The organism is Streptomyces boninensis (assembly GCF_048572725.1).
GTDB lineage: Bacteria > Actinomycetota > Actinomycetes > Streptomycetales > Streptomycetaceae > Streptomyces > Streptomyces boninensis.
Window position 1 is genome coordinate 3,311,887 of record NZ_CP183837.1, and the last position, 21,258, is coordinate 3,333,144.

A 21,258-nucleotide genomic window follows, 5' to 3' on the forward strand; every position below is an offset into this window, starting at 1 on the left:
CGACATGTAGACCGCCCGAGGTCCCCAAACTCATCGCCCCTCGGCCGATCTCCGTCACCGAGTTCCGTGATTCTCAGCGGTCGCCGTCGGCCTGGTCAATGTGGCGGATCGTGTCCGTGAGCATCTCCACCCAGCGCTTCGCGTTCGTCCTCGGTGAGGCCGAGCTGTTCCAGCATCTGCGTGATGCCGTCCAAGACCTCCAGCAGCTGTCCGCGGCTGCTCTCACGGTCAACGAGGACCTGGATGGTGCGACCGATGGGGAGTTGCCGGCGGGGTGCTGTTCGAGGCCGAGCTAGTTTTCGTCAGCCTGCAGCTGCGGCGCAGCGGGCGCAGGCCCGTTCGCTGACCCGGCGGCCCTCATCTCGCGTCCGGGCTTGGCGAGTTCGGCGTTGAACTGGGCGCCGGTGAGCAGTGCGAGGTTGGACAGCCAGAGCCAGATCAGGAAGACGACCGAGCCCGCGAGGGATCCGTACAGGCGGCTGACCGTGTGGAAGGTGCCCAGATAGAGCGCGAAGCCGGCCGAGACGGCCAGCCACAGCACGATGGCCAGCAGGCCGCCCGGCGCGGTGCGGCGCAGGCTGCGGGTCGCGGGTGGTCCGGAGTGGAAGAGGATCTGGACGAGCACTCCGGCCAGGATCAGCAGCAGCGGCCAGCGCAGCATGTTCCACGCGGCGGCGGCCTGGTCGGCAAGGCTCAGCGCCTGGCCGAGGGAGCGGGCCAGCGGGCCGGTGACCAGCAGCGCGAACGCGGTCGCCAGCAGCAGTGTGAGGAGAAGGACGGCGGTGCCCAGGATGCGCGGGGCCTTGCGCCAGGCCGGCCGGTTGTCGTGGGTGCGGTACATGGCGTGCAGGGCCCGGCGGAAGACGGCCAGGTAGCTGCATGAGGACCAGACGGCGCTGATCACGCCCACGACGGTCAGCAGCCACGCGGCGGAGCGATGCCGGGCCATAGCCGTCAGCGTGCGATCCAGCGCGGCCCCGGACTCGCCCGGGGCGATGTCGATGAGATAGCCGGCGAGCCGGGACAGCCCGGCCGGATCGGCCAGGCTGACGACCGAGACGGTCACCAGCAGGGCCGGCAGCAGGGCCAGCATCGCGTAGTAGGTCAGCGCGGCGGCCCAGTCGGAGATGTCGTCATTCCACAAGGACACGGGCGTACGCCGCAGCGCCTGCCGGTAGCGGGTCGGCGGCATGAGGCGCAGCCGGCCGCCAGGCAGCACGGCCCGTGGGCTGAGATGGAGCGATCGTGGCATTACCGCTCTCCTTCCTGCACCGTGCCTGCCGCGCCTGTGCCCCAGTGCCGTCTGTGTGCGTTAAAGGAAAGGATGGTTCGACGGCCACCGGGCGGGCATCACCTGGAAACGCCGTGTGTCGTGGTTCCGGTGCTTCGGAGCCGCACGGTCTACCGCCTTTCCGGGTGGGGCACTGAGCAGATGCTTGGCAAGGAGAAGGGGAGTGAGGGCCATGTGTGCGCACCGGCGCGCGGGCCGTGCCGAGTACACGTTGGCGCAAGAGGGTTCCTCGGCTCGCTGGGCGCGGCGGCTGACCGCCGCCTACGTCACCGATGACAGCGACGGCGACATGGTCGCAGCCGACGAGTCCGACGAGGCCGCATTGGTGGTCTCCGAGCTGGTCACCAACGCCACCGTGCATGGCCGCGGTGGCTGCCGGCTGCGGCTGCGCCGCACCGGCAAGCACCTGACCGTTGAAGTGCACGACAGCAGCCCGCGCCTGCCGAAACGGCGGCCCGATCGTGCGGGCGCTGAAGACGGGCGCGGGCTGACGCTGGTCGAGCTCCTGTCGCACCGGCTGTCGGTGCGCGTGGAGCGGACGGGCGGCAAGACGGTCCGCGCGGTCCTGGCGACGTAGCCACCGCGGCACACGTGCGCGGGGACTAGCCCTGCCGACGCGCGCCGGCGAACTCCGGTACGCGGACGACCAGCGCGTAGGAGCCGAGGCCGAGTATCCGGCTGCCGTCCATCTCGCCCGCGCTGGTGACCACGGTCTGAATGGCGCCGCTGTCGGGGTCGAAGCCGACGTCCTTGACGGTGCCCAGTTCGCGGCCGTGCTCGCTGAGGATCTTTTTGCTGAGCACGTCGTGGTCCGGGATCTCGGCCGGGCCGTGGATGACGGTCTGGGCGGGCAGGATGACCGCGTCCGCGCCGAGGGCTTCGATGTCGGCCCAGTTGACGGAGCCCTCGCTGCCGCCTGTCAGTTTCACCGTCAGGCGGGCGACGCAGCCGGTGGTGGCGTTCACGTCGAATCCGTCGACGCTGCCGAGCGCGGCGGCGTCGGAAGAGCTGATCACCGGTCGGCCGGTGGTGGTGGAGAAGAACATCATCGTGCTGTCCTGCCTTTCGTCTCGTGGGTGTGCTCCGGGTCTGCTGTGAGACCGGTGGGGATACGGGCGGCCGGCACGGCCGGGCGGCCGGCGTGGAAGTCGGCCGCCGAGGCGGCGAACTGCTGGAGATCGGCCACGGCGAAGCGGGCGGCGGCCTCGGGCACCACCACCGTGTCGCCGGAGATGGGATGCTCGGGGTGGGTGGGGATGAACAGCGTGGACTGCTCATGGCCCAGCGCTGCGGTGGCGGTCACCTTAAAGCCGACGACCTCGCCGTGACGGCCGATGACGAGGTCGCGGACTTCGCCCCAGTCGACGCCGGCGTCGCTGACGACGTGGGCGCCGGGCACGACTTCCCGGCGTGCCTCGGCCGGATGCGCCAGTACGGTCTCGTCGGTCAGGACGTCGGTGTCGGCGACCATGACGGCGTCCGGGCCGAGCGCATGCACGTCCGGCCACAGCAGGCATTGTGGCAGCGGGCCGGCGAGCAGTCCGCGGCCGCTGAGGGTGAAGCCGGCGATGCTGCGGGTGGAGCCGTCGATGACGACATCCTTGACCTGCGCGATGGCCTCGCCGTCGAGGGTGACCACGGGACGGGTGGGAATCTGTGAGGCCAGCATGATCGGGCTCATGGGGTATTCCTCCTTCGCAGCCGCGGCGGCCGGCGTACGGCGATGACCTGGCCGCGGCGGCGTCGTGCCTGGACGGCAAGCACGGTGCAGGACAGCACCAGCACTGCCACCAGCGTGGTTACGATCCACATCCACCACTGCATCTGCGCCTCCTTGACAGGCCGCGTACAGGCGGTACCAAGCCACGCCTGCACGCGGCCGCGTTCAGGGTGTTTTCGCTTCGGTCGAGCGCTGCCACCAGCGGCGCGGCCGGGGATGGACGGCCCGGCCCAGGCGCCGGCCCAGCAGCAGATATGCGCACAGGGCGCCGGTGGTGTTCAGCAGCACGTCGTCGATGTCGAAGGCGCGGCCGGTGAGCAGGCTGCCCTGGATGAACTCCACCGCCAGCATGACCATGGCCGTGGCGGCGGCCACCCGCAGCAGCCCGCGGGTGGTCGGGGCCAGTAGCGGCAGTAGCAGGCCGAACGGGGCGCCGAGTGCGATGTTCCCGCCGATCTGCTTGATCGCCTCGCGGACTTCGGTGTCGGCCAGGTAGTCGCGGATCGAGGCGCCGGGGTGGAGGTTGGTGCGCGTCAGCGGTTCGGACGCGGCGGACGGCTCCAGGGTCACCCGCGCCAGCAGCGCGGCGAAGACCACCATGCCCGCCATCGCCGCCGCGACGACCAATGCGCGCACGAGCATGCGGACGATGCTGCTGCGGTTGCGCGCAGGCGCCGGCTGGGCAAACGCTGCGTGCGATGCCGTGCGTGCCATGACCACTCCCAGGCTTCTCGGGTCTGCACGCCCTGTTACCCAGGGTGCAGACGATCACCCAAATCTCCGGCTCCCGGGGCCCGGTCAAGGGCCGGGCCCCGGGGAGCGGATGCGACGTGGCTTGCCGTTTGGTGCGCTACCACCTCCTCTCCTCGATCTCCGTGGTCTCGGTGTTCGGTGGTCTGGGATATCGAATCGCCGGGGCGGGGCTCGAGGCCGGGCGGCGGGCTGTACGGGGGGCGTCCGCCATGGCTACGCCCGGCTGCTGCCGGCGGTCGCCGGCTGCGCCTTCGGCAGCGCGAACAGCTCGCCGTAGCCGGGCGGAAGCTGGGTGATCAGACGGCGCACCAGCGCCGGATCGGCGACCGTGGCGATGGCGCCCAGCACCGCCCCGGTGTGGCGGCGGCCGGTCAGCGGCTCACTGTGGGTGAGCATCGCGACCGCGGCGACGAAGCCGTCCGGCGTCAGCGGCTCGCTGGCCGGTGCGGTGCCCACCAGGACGGGCGTGCACTGAGCCGGCAGCAGATTGGCCAGGTCGGTGAGGTCGTCGCCGACCAGGTGGGAGCCGAGGACTTCGAGGACGGCCTGGGTGGCCTGGGCGGCGCTGTGCGGGGTGTCGTAGCCGCCGCGGAACTGGACCAGGTCGAGGAACTCCTCTACACGCATGACAGGAAACCTCCGTGGTGAGGCGTGTACGGCGTCGGTGGCACGCCACGGCTGGGGGGAGAGGCCTGCTTCGGACGGTGCGGGTCGGAAATCAGACCGTGGTCAGCTGCCCGGGGCGAACGCGCAGACGGGTACGCAGCCGGGCCAGGATCCGGGAGAGCAGCCGCGAGACGTGCATCTGGGACAGGCCGAGCTCTTCGCCGATCTCGCTCTGGGTCATCTCGGCGCCGAAGCGCATCGCGAGGATCTTCCGGTCGCGGGAGGGCAGTTCGGCGAGTACAGGCCGGAGCATCTGGTGCTCTTCGACCTTTTCCAGGTCCTCGTCCTCATAGCCGAGGCGCTCGGTGAGCGCGCTGTCGGCGTCCTCGTCCGCCAGGCGGGCGTCCAGGGAGGCGGCGGTGTAGGCGTTCGCCGCGGCCAGCCCCTCGGCCACCGCCTGCGGGCTGCGGCCCAGCCGGACGGCGAGCTCATCCGCACTCGGCGGGCGGCCGAGGTCCTGCTCCAGTTCATCGCCGGCCGAGGTCAGCTCGGTGCGCAACTCCTGCAGCCGGCGCGGCACATGGACGTCCCAGGTGGTGTCGCGGAAGTGGCGTTTGATCTCGCCGTTGATGGTCGGCAGCGCGAAGGTGTTGAAGGCGACGCGGCGGGCGGGGTCGTAGCGGTTGATTGCCTTGATCAGGCCGATCGCGCCGACCTGGATGACGTCCTCGATGGATTCGCCCCGGGCGCGGAAGCGGCGGGTGGCGAAGCGCACCAGCGGCATGTTCAGCTCGACCAGCGTGTTGCGCACGTACGAAAACTCGGCGGTGCCCTCCTCCAGACCGGCCAGCCGGGTAAAGAGCACCGCGGACAGCGCGCGGGCGTCGTCGGTGTCCAGGCTGCCGGGATCGAAGGAGTCCGGAAGGTCCGGCAGCGCGTGGTCGATCGGGGTGGGGCCCTGCCCCGCGGTATGTCGGTGGACCACGGGATGGGTGGCAAGGCGGTCCGGAGTAGCGGGTGCGGTCGGTGTCATCGTCTTCGTCCCTTCCGTTTGTGGCGTCGCGGACGATCAGACGCTCGGTGTGATCAAGCAGTTACCCCGGCCTTTCTGGGGCAACCGGATCGCACCCCTGGTGATCAATCGGGGCAGGTCAGGACGCTGGGCGGGGTGGTTCGTTCGGGTGAACCGCCGACGGCCGCCAGAGGCCGGGGCGTCGGTCAACGAGCCTGACAGGCGGCCTTGCACCGCAACTTCGGCGCCGGTGCCCCGGAACGCCTGGACCACACGCGGGCGACATCACAGATGCATAACGGGCCGGGTAGGGGGTAACAGGATGCACACGACGCGCTCCCGGCCGGTCGAAGCCCTCCGGGGGCGCCTGATCGCAGGGGTGAGACGATGCGCAGCACGAGAGAAGCCCGTACGGACACCACGTCCTCGGAGCGACATACTCCGGGGCAGGACCCCGCCCCGTCCCCCGCGGCGCACCAGGTGTGCGCAGATCTTCAGACGCTTCTGCACGCAGAACACATCACACCCGTGGATGCGCGCGCGGTGTCCAAGCCGCTCTTCACTCGTCTGCACGAGGTCGAGGAGGGCACCGCCGAATACTCCTACGTCCGCAACACCCTGGTGGAGTTGAACCTGCCGCTGGTCCACTACGCCGCCCGGCGCTACTTCTCGCGCCCGGAGCCGAGCGAGGACATCATCCAGGTCGGCGTCATCGGCCTGATCAAGGCCATCAACCGGTTTGATCCCGAACGCGAGGTGGAGTTCCCCACGTTCGCGCTGCCGACCATCTTCGGCGAGATCAAGCGCCACTTCCGCGACGCCTCCTGGGCGGTGCGGGTCCCGCGGGTACTGCAGGAGCGGCGCCTGCAGCTGGCCGCCGCCACCAGCACCCTGGAACAGCGGATGGGCCACCGCCCGAGCACCGCTGAACTCGCCGAGCACCTCCATCTCAGCCCCGCGGAGGTCGAGGAGGGCCGGCGCGCCGGCAACGGCTACACCGCCGCCTCCCTCGACGCACCAGGTGGGGCAGACCGGACCGAGGACGCCCTGGCCGACCGGATCGGCTACGACGATCCGGACCTGGAGAAGGTCGAGAACCTCATCGCCCTGCAGCCGGCCATTGACGAACTCCCTGCTCAGGACCGCCAGATCCTGGCCATGCACTACGGGCAGGAGATGACCCAAAGCGAGATCGGCGCCGAACTCGGCATCTCCCAGACCCACGTCTCCCGCCTCCTGGCCCGGATCCTAGGCCGGCTGCGCAGGCGGCTGAACGTGAGCGAACGCTAACGACTGATCCTCGATTGACGGTGGCTGCGGCCCGCGTTGCGCGGGCCGCAGCCACCGCATGTGCTCAGCCCGGCTGCCGGGCGCGCTCATCATCGTCTTCCCCCGCCGGCGTCGGCGGCGGCCAGATCGGGCGGTGGCCGTCGGGGATGTGCTGCAGCGCCTCCCGTACGACCCGGTAGGTGGGCAGCAGCGCCGAGCTGCCCGTCAGCTCCAGCAGCTGAGACAGCCGGCTGCCGGCGCCGGCCAACAGCAGCCTGCCGCCGCGGCGATCGAGGATCCAGTGCAGCCCCAGCAGGCAGTTCAGGCCGCGCGAATCGCAGAACGTCAGCGCCGTGACGTCCAGGATCAGATAGCGGTGTACATCGGCGACCGCCGCACCCATGGTAATCAGGAAGTCGTGCTCGGAGTGATGATCCAGCTGCCCGGACACCCGCAGGATCGCGCACCCGTCACTGCTGGCCAGGCCGGAAATGCTCAAGTAGCTGCGCTGAGCGGACATCGCGGCCTCCCTTCCGTGCCGTTTGCGAAACCGGCCACCGCCACGGGCCGCGGCCGGCTCCTTCCGCACACCCTCTTGCCCCCGATACGCCGCCGTGCCCCTTTTTCCGGCCGTCCGCACGGGGAACTGCCACCTGTTCCCCGGCAGGGCACTCCATTGAGGGAACATACACGGCGCCTGCCCGGGGCACGCGCCCCTATATGGGATTCGTAGGCACCATCGAAGGAGCGGTAGAACGCTGGAGCACGACCTTTTGGGCCGCGATTGTGCGGCCGGACAAAGAATCCGTGGAAGTCGTCGCCATGCTGCGCCGTGAATGCGACGCACACATCATGGTTATCGGACGCGGGCGGACGCTCGTGCCCAACCACTTCACCGTGGTCGTTCCCGATACCTGCTTTCACGCTCTGGCGGAACAGCAGAAGGAATTGGAACGCCATCTGGCCCGGCTGGTGCGCCGGCATGCCGCGGAACAGCACTACAGCTTCGGCGGACCAGTGCGGGTCGACCTGCAGGCCGCCCCCGCTCCCCGTGCTCGCCGCTACCGCATCCACAGCCGCATCGCGCCCGTACCCCACCCGCGTGACGAAGGGGCGCCGGGAAGCCACTGAAGGCTCCCGGCGCCCCTTCCTCTGTCTGCGGCGGCTAGACCGGCTGCGACGGCTTCGCCCACCGCGCGGACATCGTCCCGATACCCCGGCGAAGCCGCCCCTGGTGCACCATCACGCCACCCTCGGCCAGGCGGTGGAACAGCGGCTGCGCGCCGGCAAGAACGCCCGTCAGTTCGCCCACCTCCTCCGCACCAGCAGTGATGCGCTCAGCGACGACATACAGCCGGCGCATTCCGGCGACGTCATCGGCGTAGCGCACCGACAACGCCTCCACCTGCTCCACGTCGTCGTCGGCCGGATAGCCGCGGTCCGCCGCCAGGTGCCGCAGCAACTGCGCCCCCGCGACGACGGCCGGGCCCGGCGAGTGGGCGAACTGCACCTGCACCTTCGCCCAGCCCAGCAGAAACCTCTCCCGCTCCGCGGCCGGCAGCACCTGCTCGCGCACATCACCGTGCCGGTGCAGCCGCTCGCTGAGCTCCTTGCAGGCGGCGCGGGAATCACCGTCGTGCTCCGCCAGCGCTCGCTCAAACTCGGGCCCGAATCTGCGCCGCAGCGACCGCTTACTGAACAAGATGGTGGGCGCCCGCATCAGGGCCACGACGACCGCGATAACAAATGCGAGAATCACCACAACACCTGCAGACATGCGCATCCCCTCTCGACAGAACTACGGGCACTTGATGCCGGCGCTGCGGCTCTTACCCCGAACCCACAAACCACACACAACGAAGTCAGATAGGCGTGAGGCTTTCGCACCGAAAACCCTCACCCAAATCGTCAACCCGTGCCCGGCGCAGTCGACACCTACAGCGGCAGGAATGAAGTTGGGTCGCACGCGGATGGTCGGGTAACAGGGACCGCAACCGCTCGACGCACAGGGCGACCGGCCGCCGCCAGGCTGGGTCGGCACCGGCTCGCTGATCCTGCTGCACCGAGAGGCCGCCACGGCTCAACCTCACCTCGGCCGTGGCCAAAGCGGCCGCCGCTGGTCCCTTCGAAACCGGCACCAGCGGCGGTCGCCTCCGCGTCGCCGCGACTTGCACGCTCCAGCGGCTCGGCTGCGAGCAGCACGAAGACGATCGCGAGAGGGTGCCGACCAGACTCGCCGACGGAAGCGCTCAGTCACAGGCACCCCTGCTTAGGCGACTGCCTAGGCGACCCAGGCGGGCGTAATCTTCGGCGGAGTCGCACCGGCGCCAGACGCCGGCTGGTGACCGAATCTGCGGATTGCGCATCGCTCGCTGTATGGCGAAGGAGTGTGCGGTGGCTCGGGTTGTGAGGTCGGTTGATCAGGTCGTGGCGGTCGAGCGGCGGCAGTTCGCCGTGTCCGATGCCGCGGAGCCGCCGCGGCTTCCGGATCGGATCAGTGGCGAGAACATCGCCGTCGGCGATGGCTGCGCCACCGTGACCAGCACCGTCGGGATGCACGACGCGGAGGTGCGCCTCGAACTGTGGGATGAGCAGCCGCCCGCCGTCGAACAGGCGCAGCTGGCGGAAGTCGAGTTGGAGTTCCGCTCGGGATCCGTGGCCGCCTGGAGTATTCCGCACGGCCCTGTTGAACCGATCTTGGAACTGGACGGCCCCGGCCGATACGCGCTGCGCGTGTACCGGCACGGTGGCGGGCCAGCGGTGCGGGAGAGACAGGATGCGTCGGATCCACCCGTCTTCAGCGGGCTGGAATCCTATGAGATCCGGCTATGGCGCCGCCCCCCGGCGGAGTAGCTGCGGGCTTGGCGCCCGTAGGTGGGGTAAAGAACCGGTTCACGGTCGACCGCCCGCAGACCCCGGATGCGCGCCGGTTCCGATATCGCCTCCGCGCTCGGCCTGCTCGTCCTGGAGGTGTTCGCGGTCGTCGCCCTCTGGTACTACCACGCCATCGCCAGCTGGGGACACAACCAGAGCAGCAATGCCCCCGATGCTGAGCCGTACGACATGACGCCGATGTACGTCGGGATCGGCGTCATCGCCGCCGTGGCTCTGCTGTTCGCGGTAGGGCTGATACGGGCGCGGGCGCCGATCTCGGCCACCGTGCAGGTCGTGGTCGCCTTGGCGCTTGCGCTCGCGGCGGTCGGCGGAGAGGCGTACGACCGGCGGTTGAACGAGCCGGCGTCCACGCCCACCTCGGATACGCCCGCCGGGTCCGGCGGGATGGGGGCGTGCCGTTCCGGCGGCGACTCGCACGAGTGCCTCGGCGGCTGAGGCCGTAGGTCGGGGCCAGGACGCCACCGTGAAGTTCCGCTGGGTGGCTGGCGGAGTGGCCGCCGCCATCGGCGTGGGCGGCGGCTACGTCCTGCGGGTCCTCGCCCTGTAGGCACGCAATCGGTGCCATTCCTGCTGCCCGGCCTCTGTTGGGCGGAGGGGAGTGCCATCGTTCCCGAGGTTGGGTATCGCGTCAACTGCGTCAACTGCGTCAACTGCCCCTGTTTTCACGGGAGTTGAGGATCTGGAACCGATCCTTCTGCGAAACTGTGGCCAAGGCTTCGCCGTTTCCCCCGAGCGGCTGGGCCCCAGCCTCTGTCTGTCCCCGCACAGGCAGGGGCGCCCCCTCAACGCAATGCCCCTCCATCCGGCCGAAGCCGATCGGAGGGGCATGGCCGTTGGGCCCGTTCGGCCCATGGGGCTGGGGTCCGGCGGGGAGTACTCAGGAGACAGCACGAGTTTGCGAGCGATCCCGTGCTGGTGGTGCCTGGAGAGCGCGTCGGGTCCCGGACCCTGCCCCGCGGCGCTGCCCAGGGTCGTCTCACCGGTGGACGGTGCCGATGGGACGGGTAGCCGCCGCAGCCGCACTGGCGACGCTACGCGCCTGACAGGACGACTTCCCGCCCCGTCAGGCGCTTCCCTGGCACCGCGCCCAGGAGCTCGTGCGGGCGGCGTCCCGGGCGTCAGCAGATCTTGCCGGGGGCTGCCGCTGTGGCCTTCAGAAGGTCCCGGATGAGTTTGTCGTCGATTGCGTCCGGCTTGCGGAAGCGTAGGCAGCCTTTGCCCATGTCCTGGTCGGCCAGGCGGTCCTTGAAGGCCTCTCGGACGTCGGTGCGCAGGAGGTAGAAGGAGATGTACTGCTTCTGGCTGGCGAAGGCGATTTCGACGGTGCCGTGGCGCTCGTACGCGGGCATGCCGTAGGCCATGACTTCGGTGAAGCCTTCCAGCTCGTCGCGGCATGCCTGGCGTAGTGCGGCCAGGGCTGCCTGGCGCTCCTTCGGCACCTCGGCCATGTAGCCGTCGACGTCCTCCGCCGCGCTCTGCACCATGCGGCGATCCTAGCCCGGCCTCTGTTGTTCGTCGCGGAGGCGAGAGGGGAGGTTACGCTGCGGCGATGCGCATCCCCAGTGAAGAGTTGACGGCGGCGGATCATGAGCTGGTCGAGCATGCCCGGCAGATCGTGGCGGACCACGGCGACGGTGAGCGGGGGGTGCACACCATGGGCGCCGCGGTCCGGGCCGCCGACGGCCGGGTCTTCGGCGGGATCAACCTCTACCACTTCACCGGCGGCCCCTGCGCCGAGCTCGTCGCCCTCGGGCATGCCCGCGCGTCAGGGGCGCGCGAGCTCGCCGCCATCGTCGCGGTGGGCGACGGCGGCCGCGGGCCCGTCGGGCCCTGCGGGCGGGACCGGCAGGTGCTCCTCGACTACCACCCGGGCATCCGCGTCATCCTGCCGACCTCCGAGGGGGTCAGGAGCGTACGCATCGAAGACTTGATGCCTCTCGGCGCCGTCTGGGACCCGCAAGCAGGCACACAGGCCACAGCTGCCTCGGATCCGGTGTAGCCGAGGGCCGCGCTTATCGCGGTGCTTATCGCGGCGATAAAGCCGGGATAGCGGTCATCCCTAGTTTCTGGGTCAGGCACCTTGCCTACCTGTCGGAACGGGGGTTACCACATGGACTTCTCACTTCTCGGGCCCGTTGAGGCCAGACGCGGAAGGACCAGGGTCGAGCTGTCCGGCTCAAAGGTGCACACCGTGCTCGCGGCGATGCTGCTTGCCCGCGGGCGGGTGATCTCCGATGAGCGGCTCAGGACGCTGTTGTGGGGGTGGGATCCTCCCGCCACTTCGGCGGCGCAGATCTATACCTATATGTCGCGGCTGCGCGCCCATCTCGGCGACACCGTGGAGATCACCCGGCGCCAGCCGGGCTATCTGCTGCGGGCGGAGGGCTGCCGGGTGGATCTGGAGGAGTTCGAGCGGCTGGCCAGGTCCGGGCGGAAGGCGCTGGAGCTGCGGCAGTACGAGGGGGCCGGCACGCTGCTGCGCGAGGCGCTCGACCTCTGGCGCGGCCCCGCCCTCGCGAATGTGACCGATCATCTGCTGGAGGCCGAGGGGCCGCGTCTGGAAGAGGCGCGGATGCTGGCGCTGGAGAGCCGGGTGGACGCCGATCTCGCGCTCGGGCGGCATGAGGAGATCGTTTCCGAACTGACCGGTCTGGTGGCCGAGTTCCCGGTACGGGAGCGGCTGCGGGCGCAGCTGATGACGGCGCTCTACCGGTGCGGGCGGCAGGCCGACGCGCTGCAGGCCTTCTACGACGGCCGTGAGCTGCTCGCCGAGCAGCTCGGCGTGGACCCCGGTGAGGACCTGGGCGATACGTACCAGGCCGCGCTCGACGGGCGACTCGCGCTCCGGGCCCGTAGCAGCGCGCACTCCGCGCCGCCCACCGGGGAGCCGGTGATGCTCCCTGCCGCCATCGAGGACTTCGCCGGGCGGGACCGTGAGTTCGGCGACCTGACCCGCATTCTGGCCGACGGTGCCGGGCGCGGCCGGCGGCTGCTGGTCACCGGCATGGCCGGGGTGGGCAAGACCGCGCTTGCGGTACGGGCCGCGGAAGAGACCGCCGGGCACTATCCGGGCGGGCGGCTCTTCGCCGAGCTGTGCCATCCGGACGGCCGGCCGAAGGATCCGGGTGAGGTGCTGCGCACGCTGCTGCAGGCGCTGGGCGAGCCGGCGACGCCCGCCGGGCTCGACGATCTGGTGCGCTGCTATCGCACCCGCACCTTCGGGCGCCGGCTGCTGGTGGTGCTCGACGACGCCGCGGGTGACGGGCAGTTGGCGCCGCTGCTGCCCGCCGGGCCGGAGGCGGCCGTGCTGGTGACCAGCAGGTCGCGGCTGGCCGGCGTCGCGGACGCGCACACCGTGCCGCTCGGGCCGCTGGGCGGGGAGGCGTCGTTCCGGCTGCTGTCGCAGGTCGCCGGCGCGGATCGGCTGCAGGCCGACCCGGACGCGGCGGACGACCTGGTCGCGTACTGCGCCGGACTCCCCCTCGCGCTGCGGATCGCGGGCGCCCGGCTGGCGGCCCGGCCGCACTGGCCGGCCGCCAGGCTGGCGGCCCGGCTCGCCCCCAGCGGCACCCGGCTGCGCGAACTCGCCTTCGGCGACCTGGCCGTCGACCGCAGCTTCGCCGCCTCCCTGCGGCGGCTGGACGAGCCGGGACGGGCGGCGCTGGCGCGGCTCGGCGACTGGGGTCCGGTGGGGCCGTTCACCGCCACCGCGGCCGCCGCGGCCCTGGGCGATGGCGAGGCGGAGACGGAGGCGGTGCTGGAGTATCTGACCGACGCCGCGCTGCTCACCGCGGCCGGACTCGATGGCGCGGAGCGGCCGTTGTACGGCTGGCACGAGCTGATCCGGCTGTACGCGGCGGGGCTGCCCTCCAGCGCGGTGCCCGGCGCGGTGGCGGATGCCGCCACCAAGATGCCGTCCCCGCTCCCGGCCGACGTCCCCGCCCGGATGCCCGCCCACGCGGCGGCGGTCAGGTGACCGCTCAGATGACCACCGAGGACGACTACCAGGAGCCCCTGGCCCGCACAAACCGCGGGCCGGGGCGCTCTGGCGGGGCGATGGTCTGGCGCACCAGCGCCCACACCTCCCGTACGAGGCGCTCCCGCGGCAGCCGGTCCTCGCGCAGCAGCGCCTCCGTGGTGATCGCCCACATGGCGCCCACCGCGGCCATCGCCCGCACCTCGGCCGAGGGCATGGTGCCGTGCCCGGTGCCGCTCATCCGGTCCGCGAGGCCGGCCGCGAGGCTGCGCTGCAGCTCGCGCACGGCCTCGCCGGCGGGGGCGGAGAACACGGCGGGCGAGAGCGGGTTGTCGTACGCGTGCCGGACCCACGTCGACACCCGCAGCCGCTCCCGCTGCTCCCAGCCGCCGGGGGCGGCAGGGCCCGGGTCGGCGCTGTCGGCGAGTTCGGAGAGCTGCACGTGGTAGGCGATCAGGTCCGCTGTGCTGAGGCGCGGTCTTTCCATGGTCTGCACGGTCATGGCGTACGGAATCCCTTCTCGGAGGACTTGGCGCGGTCGGACGATTGCGAGGACTTGGCGCGGTCGGGCGATTACAAGGACTTGGCGCGGTCGGACGGCTACAAGGACTGGACGGGCACGCGTACTTCGGCATCCACCGGCGGATGCAGCCGCACCGGCCCCTGGGCCGTCGCCGGGCGGGCCAGCGCGGCGGCCAGGGCCGGGGACAGCGGCAGGTCCTGGACCAGCCACGCGGTGGCCCGGCCCTCGAAGACATGCCGCACCCGCAGCGGGCCCCAGCGCTCCGGATGCACTTCGAGCCGGGTCAGTTCGGTGCCGGCCAGGCCCACCCCGCTCGCCTTCACCACGGCTTCCTTGCGGGTCCAGCAGCGGTGGAAGGCGGCGTCCCTGGCGGGTCCCGGCGCTAAGGCGAGGACGTGCCGGCGCTCGGACTCGGTGAGCGCGGAGTCGGCGAGCAGTGCGGTACGCACCGGGCGCAGCGCCTCCACGTCGATGCCGATGCGCCCGTCGGGGGCGACCGCGGCGGCGGCGCAGCGGGCGGTGCGGGACATGCTGAGCGCAAGCCCCGCGGCCGGTCCGGTCAGCCGGGGCGGGCCGTGCGAGCGGGACCGGCAGCGGCCGCACGCGTGGTGGTCGATGCCGATCCGTTCGGCCGGCATGCCGAGCAGGGCGCCGACGGCGCGCCGTACGCCCGCCCGGGTGCCGGTGAACGCGGCCGCGTCCGCCTCCTGCAGCAGGCACAGCGCGCGGTGGAACTCGTCGGTTCCCAGCAGCGCCAGGTCCTCGGGAGCGATGCGCTCCTGCGTCGGCCACCACCAGACATGAGCCTCTTCTGCGGGCAGTCGTGTCACCTCACTTTCTCCTTCCTCCCCCGGGGCCGGCGATACGCGGGCACAGTGCCCGCACCAGTAGCGTGCGCTCGCGCGCTATGAGCCCTCTATGCCGGATTTCTCCGATAGGGGGGCCATAGCCGCCGAGCAGAGACTGCCGCGGAGCAATGGCCTGCCTAAAAAAGCTGAGGAATTCACCCATGGCCCTTCCGCATACGCTGTCCGTATCCGCCCCGCAGACCTTCGCGCTGACCGGGGCCGAGCACGATGAACTCGCCGGCGTCGCCGCCGGACTCACCGCCGTACCGCCAGGCCGGATCGACGATCCGCGCTGGCTGGAGGCCGCGCGCGAGGCCTCGGCCATGCTGCCGCGACGGCTGCTCGCGGCCCTGCGCACCTTCCGGCACGACCCGGGAGGCGACGGGGTGCTGCTGGTGCGCGACCTGCCGGTGCCGCCGGACTCCGCGCTGCCGCCCACGCCGTCGGTGCCGGGCTCCGTGGAGCGCGTCCCGACGACCGCCGCCGCACTCGTCACCATGGCGATGCTGCAGCTCGGCGAAGTCATCGCGTTCCGTAACGAGAAGACCGGGGCGCTGGTGCAGAACGTGGTGCCGGTGCCGGGCCAGGAGGCCCAGCAGTCGAACGCCGGCTCCGTGCAGCTGGAGATGCACGTGGAGAACGCCTTCCACGAGAACCGCCCGGACTATGTCGGCCTGTTGTGCGTACGGGGCGATCCCGGCGGCCTCGCGCGGCTGTCCACCTCGTCGATACGGCGGGCGCTGCCGCTGGTGTCCGACCGGGCCCGCGCCATCCTCGCCGCACCGCGCTTCATCACCGAGCCGCCGCCGTCCTTCGGGACCCTGGACGGGGTGACGCCCGCGCACGCGGTGCTGAACGGCGCCCAGGACGACCCGAACGTGCTGGTGGACTTCGCCGCCACCCACCCCCTCGACGACGAGGCCGGGCAGGCGATGGCGGAGCTGCGGGACGCCTTCGCGGCGGTGCTGTCGGCGCACGAGATGCGCGCCGGCGACCTCGCGGTGGTCGACAACCGGATGGCGGTGCACGGCCGGACGCCGTTCACGCCGCGCTATGACGGCACCGACCGGTGGCTGCAGCGGGTGTACGCGCACCTGGACCACCGCCGCAGCCGCGTCGACCGGCCGGGCGGCGGGGCGGTGCTCGGCTGAGGCCGAGCCGCCAGGCGGCAGCGCAAGGGGCCGGCCCCCGGGGAATCTCCCCGGGGGCCGGCCCCTTTGGCGCGTACGGCCCGGGCGCGGTCCTACTCGCGCGAGCCGATGACATCCGCCGGGCGGCCGCCCATGGCGAAGCGGCCGGGGACCAGCGTGGCCAGCAGCGCCAGCACCGCGGCGAAGCCGAGCACGCCCACGTACATCAGCGGGTCCACCGACGGCTGTGCGGCGCCGGTCATGCCGATGCTGAACGCCGTCAGGACCGCGAAGGCGATGGCCGTACCGAGGACCGCCGCGATGAGGAAGACCAGCAGCGACTCGATCCGCAGCATCCCCATCACCTGGCGCCGGGTGGTGCCCACCAGCCGCAGCAGCGCGAATTCGCGGCTGCGGTCGGAGACCGTCATGCACAGGGTGTTGACGACGGCGATGGCGGTGAAGGCGATGATCAGGCCCATCGCCACGTAGTTGACCTCCGCGTTGGACTGCGCCACCTCGGCCCGTACGTCGTCGACCTGGGCGCGGTCGAGCACGCCGAGGCCCGGGAAGCCCTTCAGCGCCGCGGCGAGCTGCTCGCGGTCGGCCGTGCCCTTCACCAGCACCGAAGAGGACAGCGGGTTGTCGACGTGGCGGGAGAGCAGTTCGTGGGACAGCGTCATGTCGCCGAAGCCGAGGCCGCGCGAGTAGACGGCGGCGACCTTCAGCTTCTTCACGGTGCCGTCGCCGAGGGTGAGCTTGAGCGTGGACCCCGGGTGCAGCTTGTGGTGGTCGGCGGCGATCTCGCTGACCGCGATGCTGCCGTTCCCGAAGCCCTTCAGGCTGCCCTCCACCACATCCGGGTCCCAGGTGCGGCTGAGCCCTTCGGCGCTGACGCCCTGGACCGGGTACTTGTCGAGGCCGACCCGTACCTGGGACTGCACGACCTGGGTGACCGCGGAGACGCCGGACACCTCACGCAGCTTGTCGGCGGCCTCGTCCGGCACCCCGACGCCGCCCGCGACGACCCAGTCGGCGCGGTTGCCGTCCCGGGCCTGCGCGGTCGACGCGCCGCCCATGGTGGTCTGCACGAACAGCACCGTGCAGGCCATGCCGACGAGCAGGGCGAGGGGGGTGACGGCGGAGGCCAGCCGGCGGGCGCCGGCGCGGGCGTTGGCGGCGGCGAGGTGGCCGCCGACCCGGGAGCTGCGCAGCACCACGCCGAGCACGGCGACGGCCGCCCGTACCAGCACCGGACCCAGCAGGGACACGGCCACCGAGAGGACGACGACGCAGAGGAACGTCACCGGCGAGGAGGCTGGTTCGGTGTGCAGCATGCTGAGGACGGCGAGCAGCACGATGCCCCCCGCAAGGACGAGCAGCCCGGCGAGCAGCCGCCCCCAGGCGAAGTGCCGCTGTTCCATGGCCGCTTCGGACAGCGCCTCCGCGGGCCGGATACGGGCCGTACGCCGGGCGGAGAGCCGCGCCGCGGCCCAGGCGCCGAGGAGCGCGGCGCCGATGGCGGCGAAGAACGGGAAGACGCTCACCGTCATTTCGAGGGTCTCCGGGATGGCCTTGAAGTCGATGAACTTCGAGTGCAGCCAGTACGCCACCGGCAGCCCGGCGATCGAGCCGAGCGCCCCGGCGGCGGCGCCGACGAACAGCGCCTCGCGGCCGATCAGCTTGCGCACCTGCTTCGGCGTCGCGGCGACGGCCCGCAGCAGGGCAAGCTCGCGGTAGCGCTGCTGGATGTTGAGCGCGAAGGTGCCGACGACGACGAGGACCGCGACCAGCAGCGAGGTGCCGCCGATGGCGCCGCCCATGCTGACCAGCTTCACCCGCGCCTTGGAGGCGTCGAGGAACTCGGCCGGGCCGCGCTCGCCGCCGGTGTGCACCTGCGCCTTGGTGCCGGCCAGGGCCTTCTCGGCCTGGGCGGCGAGCTCGTCGCCGTCCACGCCCTTCTTGGGCAGCAGGCCGACCGCGGCGGCCTGGCCGGGGCGGCCGGAGAGCCGCTCGGCCTCGGCCGTGGCGAAGAACATCGAGGTCTGCTGCTTCAGTTCGCCGCCGGTCGCGGTGGCGATGCCGGCGACGCGGTACTCCTGCGGAGCGCCCGTGGCCTGCACGGTCAGCTTCTGGCCCGGCTTGATCCCGGCCCGCCCGGCGAGCTCGCTGTCGATGACGACGTCCCGGTCCGACTTGGGCGCCGTACCGTCCGTGATCTTGAACGGGGTGAGGGCGGCGGAGTCCCAGGCGTGCCCGTAGCTGGGCTTGTCGTCGACGCCGGGCACGACCTGCCCGTCGGCGACGGCGGACGCCGGGAAGGTGACCTCGGGGATCACGGCGCGGGCGCCCTCGACGCCGCGCAGCTTGCCGATCTCGGACTCCTTCAGCCAGACCCGCTCGGCCAGCGGCTTGGCCTTGTGCTTGACCTTCTTCTTGCCCTTCTTCTCCTTGATCGTGGTCTGGTGGACGTTCTGGTCGCCGCCGACCACCACCGGCGTGCCGGCGAAGCGCTCGGTGCCGATGGTGCCGCGCAGCCCGGTGTCCAGGAGGATGCCGCAGGCGGTCACCAGCGCGGCGGCGCAGAACAGCGCCAGGAATGCCCCGATGAAGCCGCCCTTTCGGGCGCGGAGCGTCTGCAGTGCGTACCGGAGCATCAGGCCCACGCCCCCAGGTGTGTCATCCGCTCGGCGACCGCGTCGGCGGTCGGGGAGTACAGCTCGCCGGCGATGCGGCCGTCGGCGAGGAAGAGCACCCGGTCCGCGTACGAGGCGGCCATCGGGTCGTGCGTCACCATGACCACCGTCTGGCCGGTGCCGTCCACGCAGGAACGCAGCAGCGACAGCACCTCCTTGGCGGTGACGGTGTCCAGCGCGCCGGTCGGCTCGTCACCGAAGATCACATCGGGCCGGGTGATCAGCGCCCGCGCGATGGCCACGCGCTGCTGCTGGCCGCCGGACAGCTCGGCCGGGCGGTGCGTGGCGCGGCCGGAGAGGCCGACGCGCTGCAGGATCTCGTTCAGCCAGTCGCGGCCGAGGCGGTCGCCCGCGAGCCGCAGCGGCAGTTCGATGTTCTGCCGTACGGTCAGCGCGGGCACGAGGTTGAAGGCCTGGAAGACGAAGCCGACGCGCTTGCGGCGCAGCTTGGTCAGCTCGGTCTCGTTCATGCCGTTGAGCTCGGTGTCGGCGATGTAGGAGGAGCCGCTGGTGGGCTTGTCCAGGCCGGCGGCGCAGTGCAGAAAGGTCGACTTGCCGGAGCCGGAGGGCCCCATCACGGCGGTGAAGGAACCGCGTGCGATCGACACCGACACACCGTCAAGCGCCCGCACCGCCCGGCCGCCCTTGCCGTATTCCTTGGTGACGGCGTCCAGCCGCACCGCGGACCCCTGGGTGGTGCCGGTCGTGGTGCGCTGCGCGGTCCTGTTGCCTGTCTCGGTCATCATTGCGCCGCCCATTCCTCTCTATACGTCGGTGGGGGGTGCTGGGGCGCAACTACCGCCTTCCTGCGGGCAGATGCGCATCACTCCGTGACCTTTCCGCAGCGGTCTATATCCGCCCCATATCGGGCGGCTCCGCGATATAGGGGGCGTGTGGGGCGGTCCGGAAGCCTGGGCGCGACGCAGTCGCCGAAGCGAACCCGAGCGAAGGAAGCCCGCGATGACCGACACCGGCACCGTCCCCGTAACCAGACCGCAGCCGGCCGCGACACCCCCGGCAGGCCCCCGCCGCTCCGGACCGCCCATCTCCCCGCCGCCGGGGCCACGCGTGCTCGCCACGGGCGCGCTGACCTGCGGGGCCGCGGTGGCCGTCGGCGCGCTCGCCGGTGGCCGGCTGCGGGAGCTGGCCGACCTCTACGCGGGGGTGGGCGCGCTGCTGGCGCTCACCGGCTCGGTGACGCTCGGCCTGGCCACCACCTTCCGCCGGCTGCTGCCGGCCACGCTGCGCACCTGGCTGCAGCACGCGCACCGGGCGGCCGGGCTCGCCGGGCTCGTCTTCCTGGTGGTGCATATAGCGGTGAAGTCGGCGGCCGGGCGGGTGGCTCCCGGGGATGTCTTCGGTTACGGCGACGAGCTGGTGGCGCTCGGCGCGCTGGCGGCGCTGCTCTTCGTCGCGGCCACCGCGGTCGGCCTGTGGCGCGGGATCTTCGCGGCCCGCCGCTGGATCCGCCCCTTCCGGCTGCTGCACGGCCTGTCGTATCTCGCCTGGATCGCCTCCCTGGTGCACGGGCTGACGGCGGGGCGTGCCCCCGCCTGGTGGGTGGTGGCCGGTTACGCCTGCGTGGGGGCCGCGGCGGCCGTCGCGCTGGCCGTCAGACTTCGCCGCTCCTGAATCAAAAAGAAGCCGCCGGCCGGCCACTTCGCGTGGCCGGCCGGCGGCTTTCTCATGGCACCTCTCCTCCTCAGTCAGCCTCCGGATGCCGGATCACCGGGCCGAGTGTGCTGCCGTCCAGCGGCCGGGCGAGCGCCGCCGCCCAGTCGTCGCCGAGGTCGAGGTCGCGCACCTGCCAGCGGGTGAGCTCGCCGTGGTGCAGATGGCTCACCGTCACCGGCCGGGCCTCGGCAGGACGCACGTCCATCCGGTGCAGGGGCATGCCCAGCAGGCCCACCCCCGCCGCCTTCACGACGGCTTCCTTCCGGGTCCAGCAGCGGTGGAACACCGCCGTGCGCTCCGGGCCCTCGGAGAGCGCCATCAGGTGCGCACGCTCCTCGGGCGCCATCACCATCTCGGACAGCTCGCCGAATTCCACCGGCCGCAGCGCCTCGATGTCGACTCCGATCCAGTCCCCCGCCCCGACCGCCAGGACTCCGCGTCCTGACGTACGGGACAGGCTCACCGCCAGCGGCACCGGCGGCCGCACCACGGCCGGCGGGCCGTGCTCGCGGTCGCCGCAGCCGGGGCACACCCGGCGGCCGATACGTACCTCATCCGGCCGGACACCCAGCAGCCGGGCGACGGCGCGCCGTGCGCCCGCCCGGGTCCTGGTGAAGGCCGCGGCGTCTTCCGGCAGCCGGAACCGTAAGGCCCGGCCGCGTTCCACCTCATCCAGCAGGTCGAAGTCGCCGGGATCCGTGCGCTGCCGCAATTGCCAGCACCACACGTGGACCTCGCCCTTCGTCCGCAGCCGGTCCACCGCCGCGATCGCCGATGCCGGGACACGCACGTCTCCCAGGTCCGCTGCATGGTCGATGTGTCCGAGTCCCATCTGCCCTCCTCTCGTTCTCCTGTGGGCACGGCC

25 protein-coding genes are annotated in these 21,258 nt (G+C 71.6%); 10 read left to right on the forward strand and 15 right to left on the reverse strand.

What is annotated here, in order from left to right:
* The first annotated feature begins 116 nt into the window (after window positions 1-116).
* Window positions 117-296, forward strand: a complete 180-nt coding sequence (locus ACNNMR_RS14985) for a hypothetical protein (RefSeq protein WP_419995093.1) — start codon at window positions 117-119, stop codon at window positions 294-296.
* Here the strand turns inward: ACNNMR_RS14985 and ACNNMR_RS14990 are convergent.
* On the reverse strand, window positions 293-1,252 hold the full coding sequence (locus ACNNMR_RS14990; protein ID WP_419995094.1) for a YihY/virulence factor BrkB family protein: 960 nt from the start codon (window positions 1,250-1,252) through the stop codon (window positions 293-295). The genes ACNNMR_RS14985 and ACNNMR_RS14990 overlap by 4 nt on opposite strands.
* A 211-nt stretch (window positions 1,253-1,463) precedes the next feature.
* Here ACNNMR_RS14990 and ACNNMR_RS14995 point away from each other — a divergent pair, with 211 nt between their 5' ends.
* Window positions 1,464-1,868 (forward strand): ATP-binding protein, encoded by a 405-nt coding sequence (locus tag ACNNMR_RS14995; protein ID WP_419995095.1) that lies wholly within the window; start codon window positions 1,464-1,466, stop codon window positions 1,866-1,868.
* 25 nt (window positions 1,869-1,893) lie between these two features.
* Here ACNNMR_RS14995 and ACNNMR_RS15000 read toward each other — a convergent pair whose 3' ends face one another.
* The 6 genes from ACNNMR_RS15000 to ACNNMR_RS15025 form a co-directional block, all read right to left on the reverse strand.
* On the reverse strand, window positions 1,894-2,340 hold the full coding sequence (locus ACNNMR_RS15000) for a PRC-barrel domain-containing protein (RefSeq protein WP_419995096.1): 447 nt from the start codon (window positions 2,338-2,340) through the stop codon (window positions 1,894-1,896).
* Window positions 2,337-2,972 (reverse strand): PRC-barrel domain-containing protein, encoded by a 636-nt coding sequence (locus ACNNMR_RS15005; protein ID WP_419995097.1) that lies wholly within the window; start codon window positions 2,970-2,972, stop codon window positions 2,337-2,339. The genes ACNNMR_RS15000 and ACNNMR_RS15005 overlap by 4 nt, the downstream gene beginning before the upstream one ends.
* A complete protein-coding gene (locus ACNNMR_RS15010) occupies window positions 2,969-3,115 on the reverse strand; it encodes a hypothetical protein (RefSeq protein WP_419995098.1) in 147 nt (48 codons plus the stop codon). The genes ACNNMR_RS15005 and ACNNMR_RS15010 overlap by 4 nt, the downstream gene beginning before the upstream one ends.
* Before the next feature lie 61 nt (window positions 3,116-3,176).
* Complete coding sequence (locus ACNNMR_RS15015; protein WP_419995099.1) at window positions 3,177-3,653, reverse strand: VanZ family protein; 477 nt, start codon at window positions 3,651-3,653, stop codon at window positions 3,177-3,179.
* A gap of 324 nt (window positions 3,654-3,977) precedes the next feature.
* Complete coding sequence (locus ACNNMR_RS15020) at window positions 3,978-4,391, reverse strand: DUF2267 domain-containing protein (RefSeq protein WP_419995100.1); 414 nt, start codon at window positions 4,389-4,391, stop codon at window positions 3,978-3,980.
* Between the two features lie 91 nt (window positions 4,392-4,482).
* Window positions 4,483-5,403 carry a SigB/SigF/SigG family RNA polymerase sigma factor gene (locus ACNNMR_RS15025; RefSeq protein ID WP_419995101.1) on the reverse strand — a complete coding sequence of 307 codons (921 nt, stop codon included), beginning with the start codon at window positions 5,401-5,403 and terminating at the stop codon, window positions 4,483-4,485.
* A 366-nt stretch (window positions 5,404-5,769) separates the two neighbouring features.
* Between ACNNMR_RS15025 and ACNNMR_RS15030 the strand changes: the two genes are divergently transcribed.
* Window positions 5,770-6,672 (forward strand): SigB/SigF/SigG family RNA polymerase sigma factor, encoded by a 903-nt coding sequence (locus ACNNMR_RS15030; RefSeq protein ID WP_419995102.1) that lies wholly within the window; start codon window positions 5,770-5,772, stop codon window positions 6,670-6,672.
* A 64-nt stretch (window positions 6,673-6,736) separates the two neighbouring features.
* On the opposite strand, the gene ACNNMR_RS15035 is transcribed toward ACNNMR_RS15030, so the two are convergent.
* Entirely contained in the window at window positions 6,737-7,171 is a 435-nt protein-coding gene (locus ACNNMR_RS15035; protein WP_419995103.1) for an STAS domain-containing protein, read from the reverse strand.
* A gap of 200 nt (window positions 7,172-7,371) precedes the next feature.
* Here ACNNMR_RS15035 and ACNNMR_RS15040 point away from each other — a divergent pair, with 200 nt between their 5' ends.
* A complete protein-coding gene (locus ACNNMR_RS15040; protein ID WP_419995104.1) occupies window positions 7,372-7,782 on the forward strand; it encodes a DUF3662 domain-containing protein in 411 nt (136 codons plus the stop codon).
* Between the two features lie 34 nt (window positions 7,783-7,816).
* Here the strand turns inward: ACNNMR_RS15040 and ACNNMR_RS15045 are convergent, their stop codons facing one another.
* Window positions 7,817-8,428 carry a hypothetical protein gene (locus tag ACNNMR_RS15045; RefSeq protein ID WP_419995105.1) on the reverse strand — a complete coding sequence of 204 codons (612 nt, stop codon included), beginning with the start codon at window positions 8,426-8,428 and terminating at the stop codon, window positions 7,817-7,819.
* Window positions 8,429-9,045: 617 nt separating this feature from the next.
* Here ACNNMR_RS15045 and ACNNMR_RS15050 point away from each other — a divergent pair.
* Together ACNNMR_RS15050 and ACNNMR_RS15055 are read left to right on the forward strand one after the other, a co-directional pair.
* Window positions 9,046-9,504 carry a hypothetical protein gene (locus tag ACNNMR_RS15050; protein WP_419995106.1) on the forward strand — a complete coding sequence of 153 codons (459 nt, stop codon included), beginning with the start codon at window positions 9,046-9,048 and terminating at the stop codon, window positions 9,502-9,504.
* A gap of 66 nt (window positions 9,505-9,570) precedes the next feature.
* The gene (locus ACNNMR_RS15055; RefSeq protein ID WP_419995107.1) at window positions 9,571-9,981 is read left to right on the forward strand and encodes a DUF6234 family protein; all 411 of its coding nucleotides are present in this window, start codon (window positions 9,571-9,573) and stop codon (window positions 9,979-9,981) included.
* A 683-nt stretch (window positions 9,982-10,664) separates the two neighbouring features.
* On the opposite strand, the gene ACNNMR_RS15060 is transcribed toward ACNNMR_RS15055, so the two are convergent.
* On the reverse strand, window positions 10,665-11,030 hold the full coding sequence (locus ACNNMR_RS15060) for an iron chaperone (RefSeq protein ID WP_419995108.1): 366 nt from the start codon (window positions 11,028-11,030) through the stop codon (window positions 10,665-10,667).
* A 65-nt stretch (window positions 11,031-11,095) separates the two neighbouring features.
* Here ACNNMR_RS15060 and ACNNMR_RS15065 point away from each other — a divergent pair, with 65 nt between their 5' ends.
* The gene (locus ACNNMR_RS15065; RefSeq protein ID WP_419995109.1) at window positions 11,096-11,545 is read left to right on the forward strand and encodes a cytidine deaminase family protein; all 450 of its coding nucleotides are present in this window, start codon (window positions 11,096-11,098) and stop codon (window positions 11,543-11,545) included.
* Window positions 11,546-11,656: 111 nt separating this feature from the next.
* Window positions 11,657-13,522, forward strand: a complete 1,866-nt coding sequence (locus tag ACNNMR_RS15070) for a BTAD domain-containing putative transcriptional regulator (protein WP_419995110.1) — start codon at window positions 11,657-11,659, stop codon at window positions 13,520-13,522.
* 25 nt (window positions 13,523-13,547) lie between these two features.
* Here the strand turns inward: ACNNMR_RS15070 and ACNNMR_RS15075 are convergent, their stop codons facing one another.
* Both ACNNMR_RS15075 and ACNNMR_RS15080 read right to left on the reverse strand, forming a co-directional pair.
* Window positions 13,548-14,009: a hypothetical protein gene (locus ACNNMR_RS15075; protein WP_419995111.1), complete on the reverse strand. Its 462-nt coding sequence runs from the start codon at window positions 14,007-14,009 to the stop codon at window positions 13,548-13,550.
* Between the two features lie 113 nt (window positions 14,010-14,122).
* The gene (locus ACNNMR_RS15080) at window positions 14,123-14,875 is read right to left on the reverse strand and encodes a 4'-phosphopantetheinyl transferase family protein (protein WP_419995112.1); all 753 of its coding nucleotides are present in this window, start codon (window positions 14,873-14,875) and stop codon (window positions 14,123-14,125) included.
* Between the two features lie 179 nt (window positions 14,876-15,054).
* Between ACNNMR_RS15080 and ACNNMR_RS15085 the strand changes: the two genes are divergently transcribed.
* Complete coding sequence (locus tag ACNNMR_RS15085; protein ID WP_419995113.1) at window positions 15,055-16,044, forward strand: TauD/TfdA family dioxygenase; 990 nt, start codon at window positions 15,055-15,057, stop codon at window positions 16,042-16,044.
* Window positions 16,045-16,136: 92 nt separating this feature from the next.
* Here ACNNMR_RS15085 and ACNNMR_RS15090 read toward each other — a convergent pair whose 3' ends face one another.
* Both ACNNMR_RS15090 and ACNNMR_RS15095 read right to left on the reverse strand, forming a co-directional pair.
* Complete coding sequence (locus tag ACNNMR_RS15090) at window positions 16,137-18,680, reverse strand: ABC transporter permease (protein WP_420000368.1); 2,544 nt, start codon at window positions 18,678-18,680, stop codon at window positions 16,137-16,139.
* A complete protein-coding gene (locus ACNNMR_RS15095) occupies window positions 18,680-19,465 on the reverse strand; it encodes an ABC transporter ATP-binding protein (protein ID WP_419995114.1) in 786 nt (261 codons plus the stop codon). Before ACNNMR_RS15095 ends, ACNNMR_RS15090 begins: the two co-directional genes overlap by 1 nt.
* Before the next feature lie 214 nt (window positions 19,466-19,679).
* On the opposite strand from ACNNMR_RS15095, the gene ACNNMR_RS15100 reads away from it, so the two are divergent.
* Window positions 19,680-20,351, forward strand: coding sequence for a hypothetical protein (locus tag ACNNMR_RS15100; protein ID WP_419995115.1), 672 nt, complete (start codon window positions 19,680-19,682; stop codon window positions 20,349-20,351).
* Between the two features lie 70 nt (window positions 20,352-20,421).
* Here the strand turns inward: ACNNMR_RS15100 and ACNNMR_RS15105 are convergent, their stop codons facing one another.
* Complete coding sequence (locus ACNNMR_RS15105) at window positions 20,422-21,225, reverse strand: 4'-phosphopantetheinyl transferase family protein (protein ID WP_419995116.1); 804 nt, start codon at window positions 21,223-21,225, stop codon at window positions 20,422-20,424.
* Window positions 21,226-21,258: the final 33 nt, after the last annotated feature.

Excerpts from the sequence above, each read along its gene's own strand:
- ACNNMR_RS15065 (WP_419995109.1), top strand. The coding sequence starts at position 11,096 with ATGCGCATCCCCAGTGAAGAGTTGACGGCGGCGGATCATGAGCTGGTC.
- ACNNMR_RS15055 (WP_419995107.1), top strand. The coding sequence starts at position 9,571 with ATGCGCGCCGGTTCCGATATCGCCTCCGCGCTCGGCCTGCTCGTCCTG.
- ACNNMR_RS15100 (WP_419995115.1), top strand. The coding sequence starts at position 19,680 with ATGACCGACACCGGCACCGTCCCCGTAACCAGACCGCAGCCGGCCGCG.
- ACNNMR_RS15010 (WP_419995098.1), bottom strand. The coding sequence starts at position 3,115 with ATGCAGTGGTGGATGTGGATCGTAACCACGCTGGTGGCAGTGCTGGTG.
- ACNNMR_RS15095 (WP_419995114.1), bottom strand. The coding sequence starts at position 19,465 with ATGATGACCGAGACAGGCAACAGGACCGCGCAGCGCACCACGACCGGC.
- ACNNMR_RS15085 (WP_419995113.1), top strand. The coding sequence starts at position 15,055 with ATGGCCCTTCCGCATACGCTGTCCGTATCCGCCCCGCAGACCTTCGCG.
- ACNNMR_RS15030 (WP_419995102.1), top strand. The coding sequence starts at position 5,770 with ATGCGCAGCACGAGAGAAGCCCGTACGGACACCACGTCCTCGGAGCGA.
- ACNNMR_RS15040 (WP_419995104.1), top strand. The coding sequence starts at position 7,372 with ATGGGATTCGTAGGCACCATCGAAGGAGCGGTAGAACGCTGGAGCACG.
- ACNNMR_RS14990 (WP_419995094.1), bottom strand. The coding sequence starts at position 1,252 with ATGCCACGATCGCTCCATCTCAGCCCACGGGCCGTGCTGCCTGGCGGC.
- ACNNMR_RS15070 (WP_419995110.1), top strand. The coding sequence starts at position 11,657 with ATGGACTTCTCACTTCTCGGGCCCGTTGAGGCCAGACGCGGAAGGACC.
- ACNNMR_RS14995 (WP_419995095.1), top strand. The coding sequence starts at position 1,464 with ATGTGTGCGCACCGGCGCGCGGGCCGTGCCGAGTACACGTTGGCGCAA.
- ACNNMR_RS15090 (WP_420000368.1), bottom strand. The coding sequence starts at position 18,680 with ATGCTCCGGTACGCACTGCAGACGCTCCGCGCCCGAAAGGGCGGCTTC.
- ACNNMR_RS15075 (WP_419995111.1), bottom strand. The coding sequence starts at position 14,009 with ATGGAAAGACCGCGCCTCAGCACAGCGGACCTGATCGCCTACCACGTG.
- ACNNMR_RS15105 (WP_419995116.1), bottom strand. The coding sequence starts at position 21,225 with ATGGGACTCGGACACATCGACCATGCAGCGGACCTGGGAGACGTGCGT.
- ACNNMR_RS15000 (WP_419995096.1), bottom strand. The coding sequence starts at position 2,340 with ATGATGTTCTTCTCCACCACCACCGGCCGACCGGTGATCAGCTCTTCC.
- ACNNMR_RS15060 (WP_419995108.1), bottom strand. The coding sequence starts at position 11,030 with ATGGTGCAGAGCGCGGCGGAGGACGTCGACGGCTACATGGCCGAGGTG.
- ACNNMR_RS15045 (WP_419995105.1), bottom strand. The coding sequence starts at position 8,428 with ATGTCTGCAGGTGTTGTGGTGATTCTCGCATTTGTTATCGCGGTCGTC.
- ACNNMR_RS15020 (WP_419995100.1), bottom strand. The coding sequence starts at position 4,391 with ATGCGTGTAGAGGAGTTCCTCGACCTGGTCCAGTTCCGCGGCGGCTAC.
- ACNNMR_RS15015 (WP_419995099.1), bottom strand. The coding sequence starts at position 3,653 with ATGCTCGTGCGCGCATTGGTCGTCGCGGCGGCGATGGCGGGCATGGTG.
- ACNNMR_RS15025 (WP_419995101.1), bottom strand. The coding sequence starts at position 5,403 with ATGACACCGACCGCACCCGCTACTCCGGACCGCCTTGCCACCCATCCC.
- ACNNMR_RS15005 (WP_419995097.1), bottom strand. The coding sequence starts at position 2,972 with ATGAGCCCGATCATGCTGGCCTCACAGATTCCCACCCGTCCCGTGGTC.
- ACNNMR_RS15035 (WP_419995103.1), bottom strand. The coding sequence starts at position 7,171 with ATGTCCGCTCAGCGCAGCTACTTGAGCATTTCCGGCCTGGCCAGCAGT.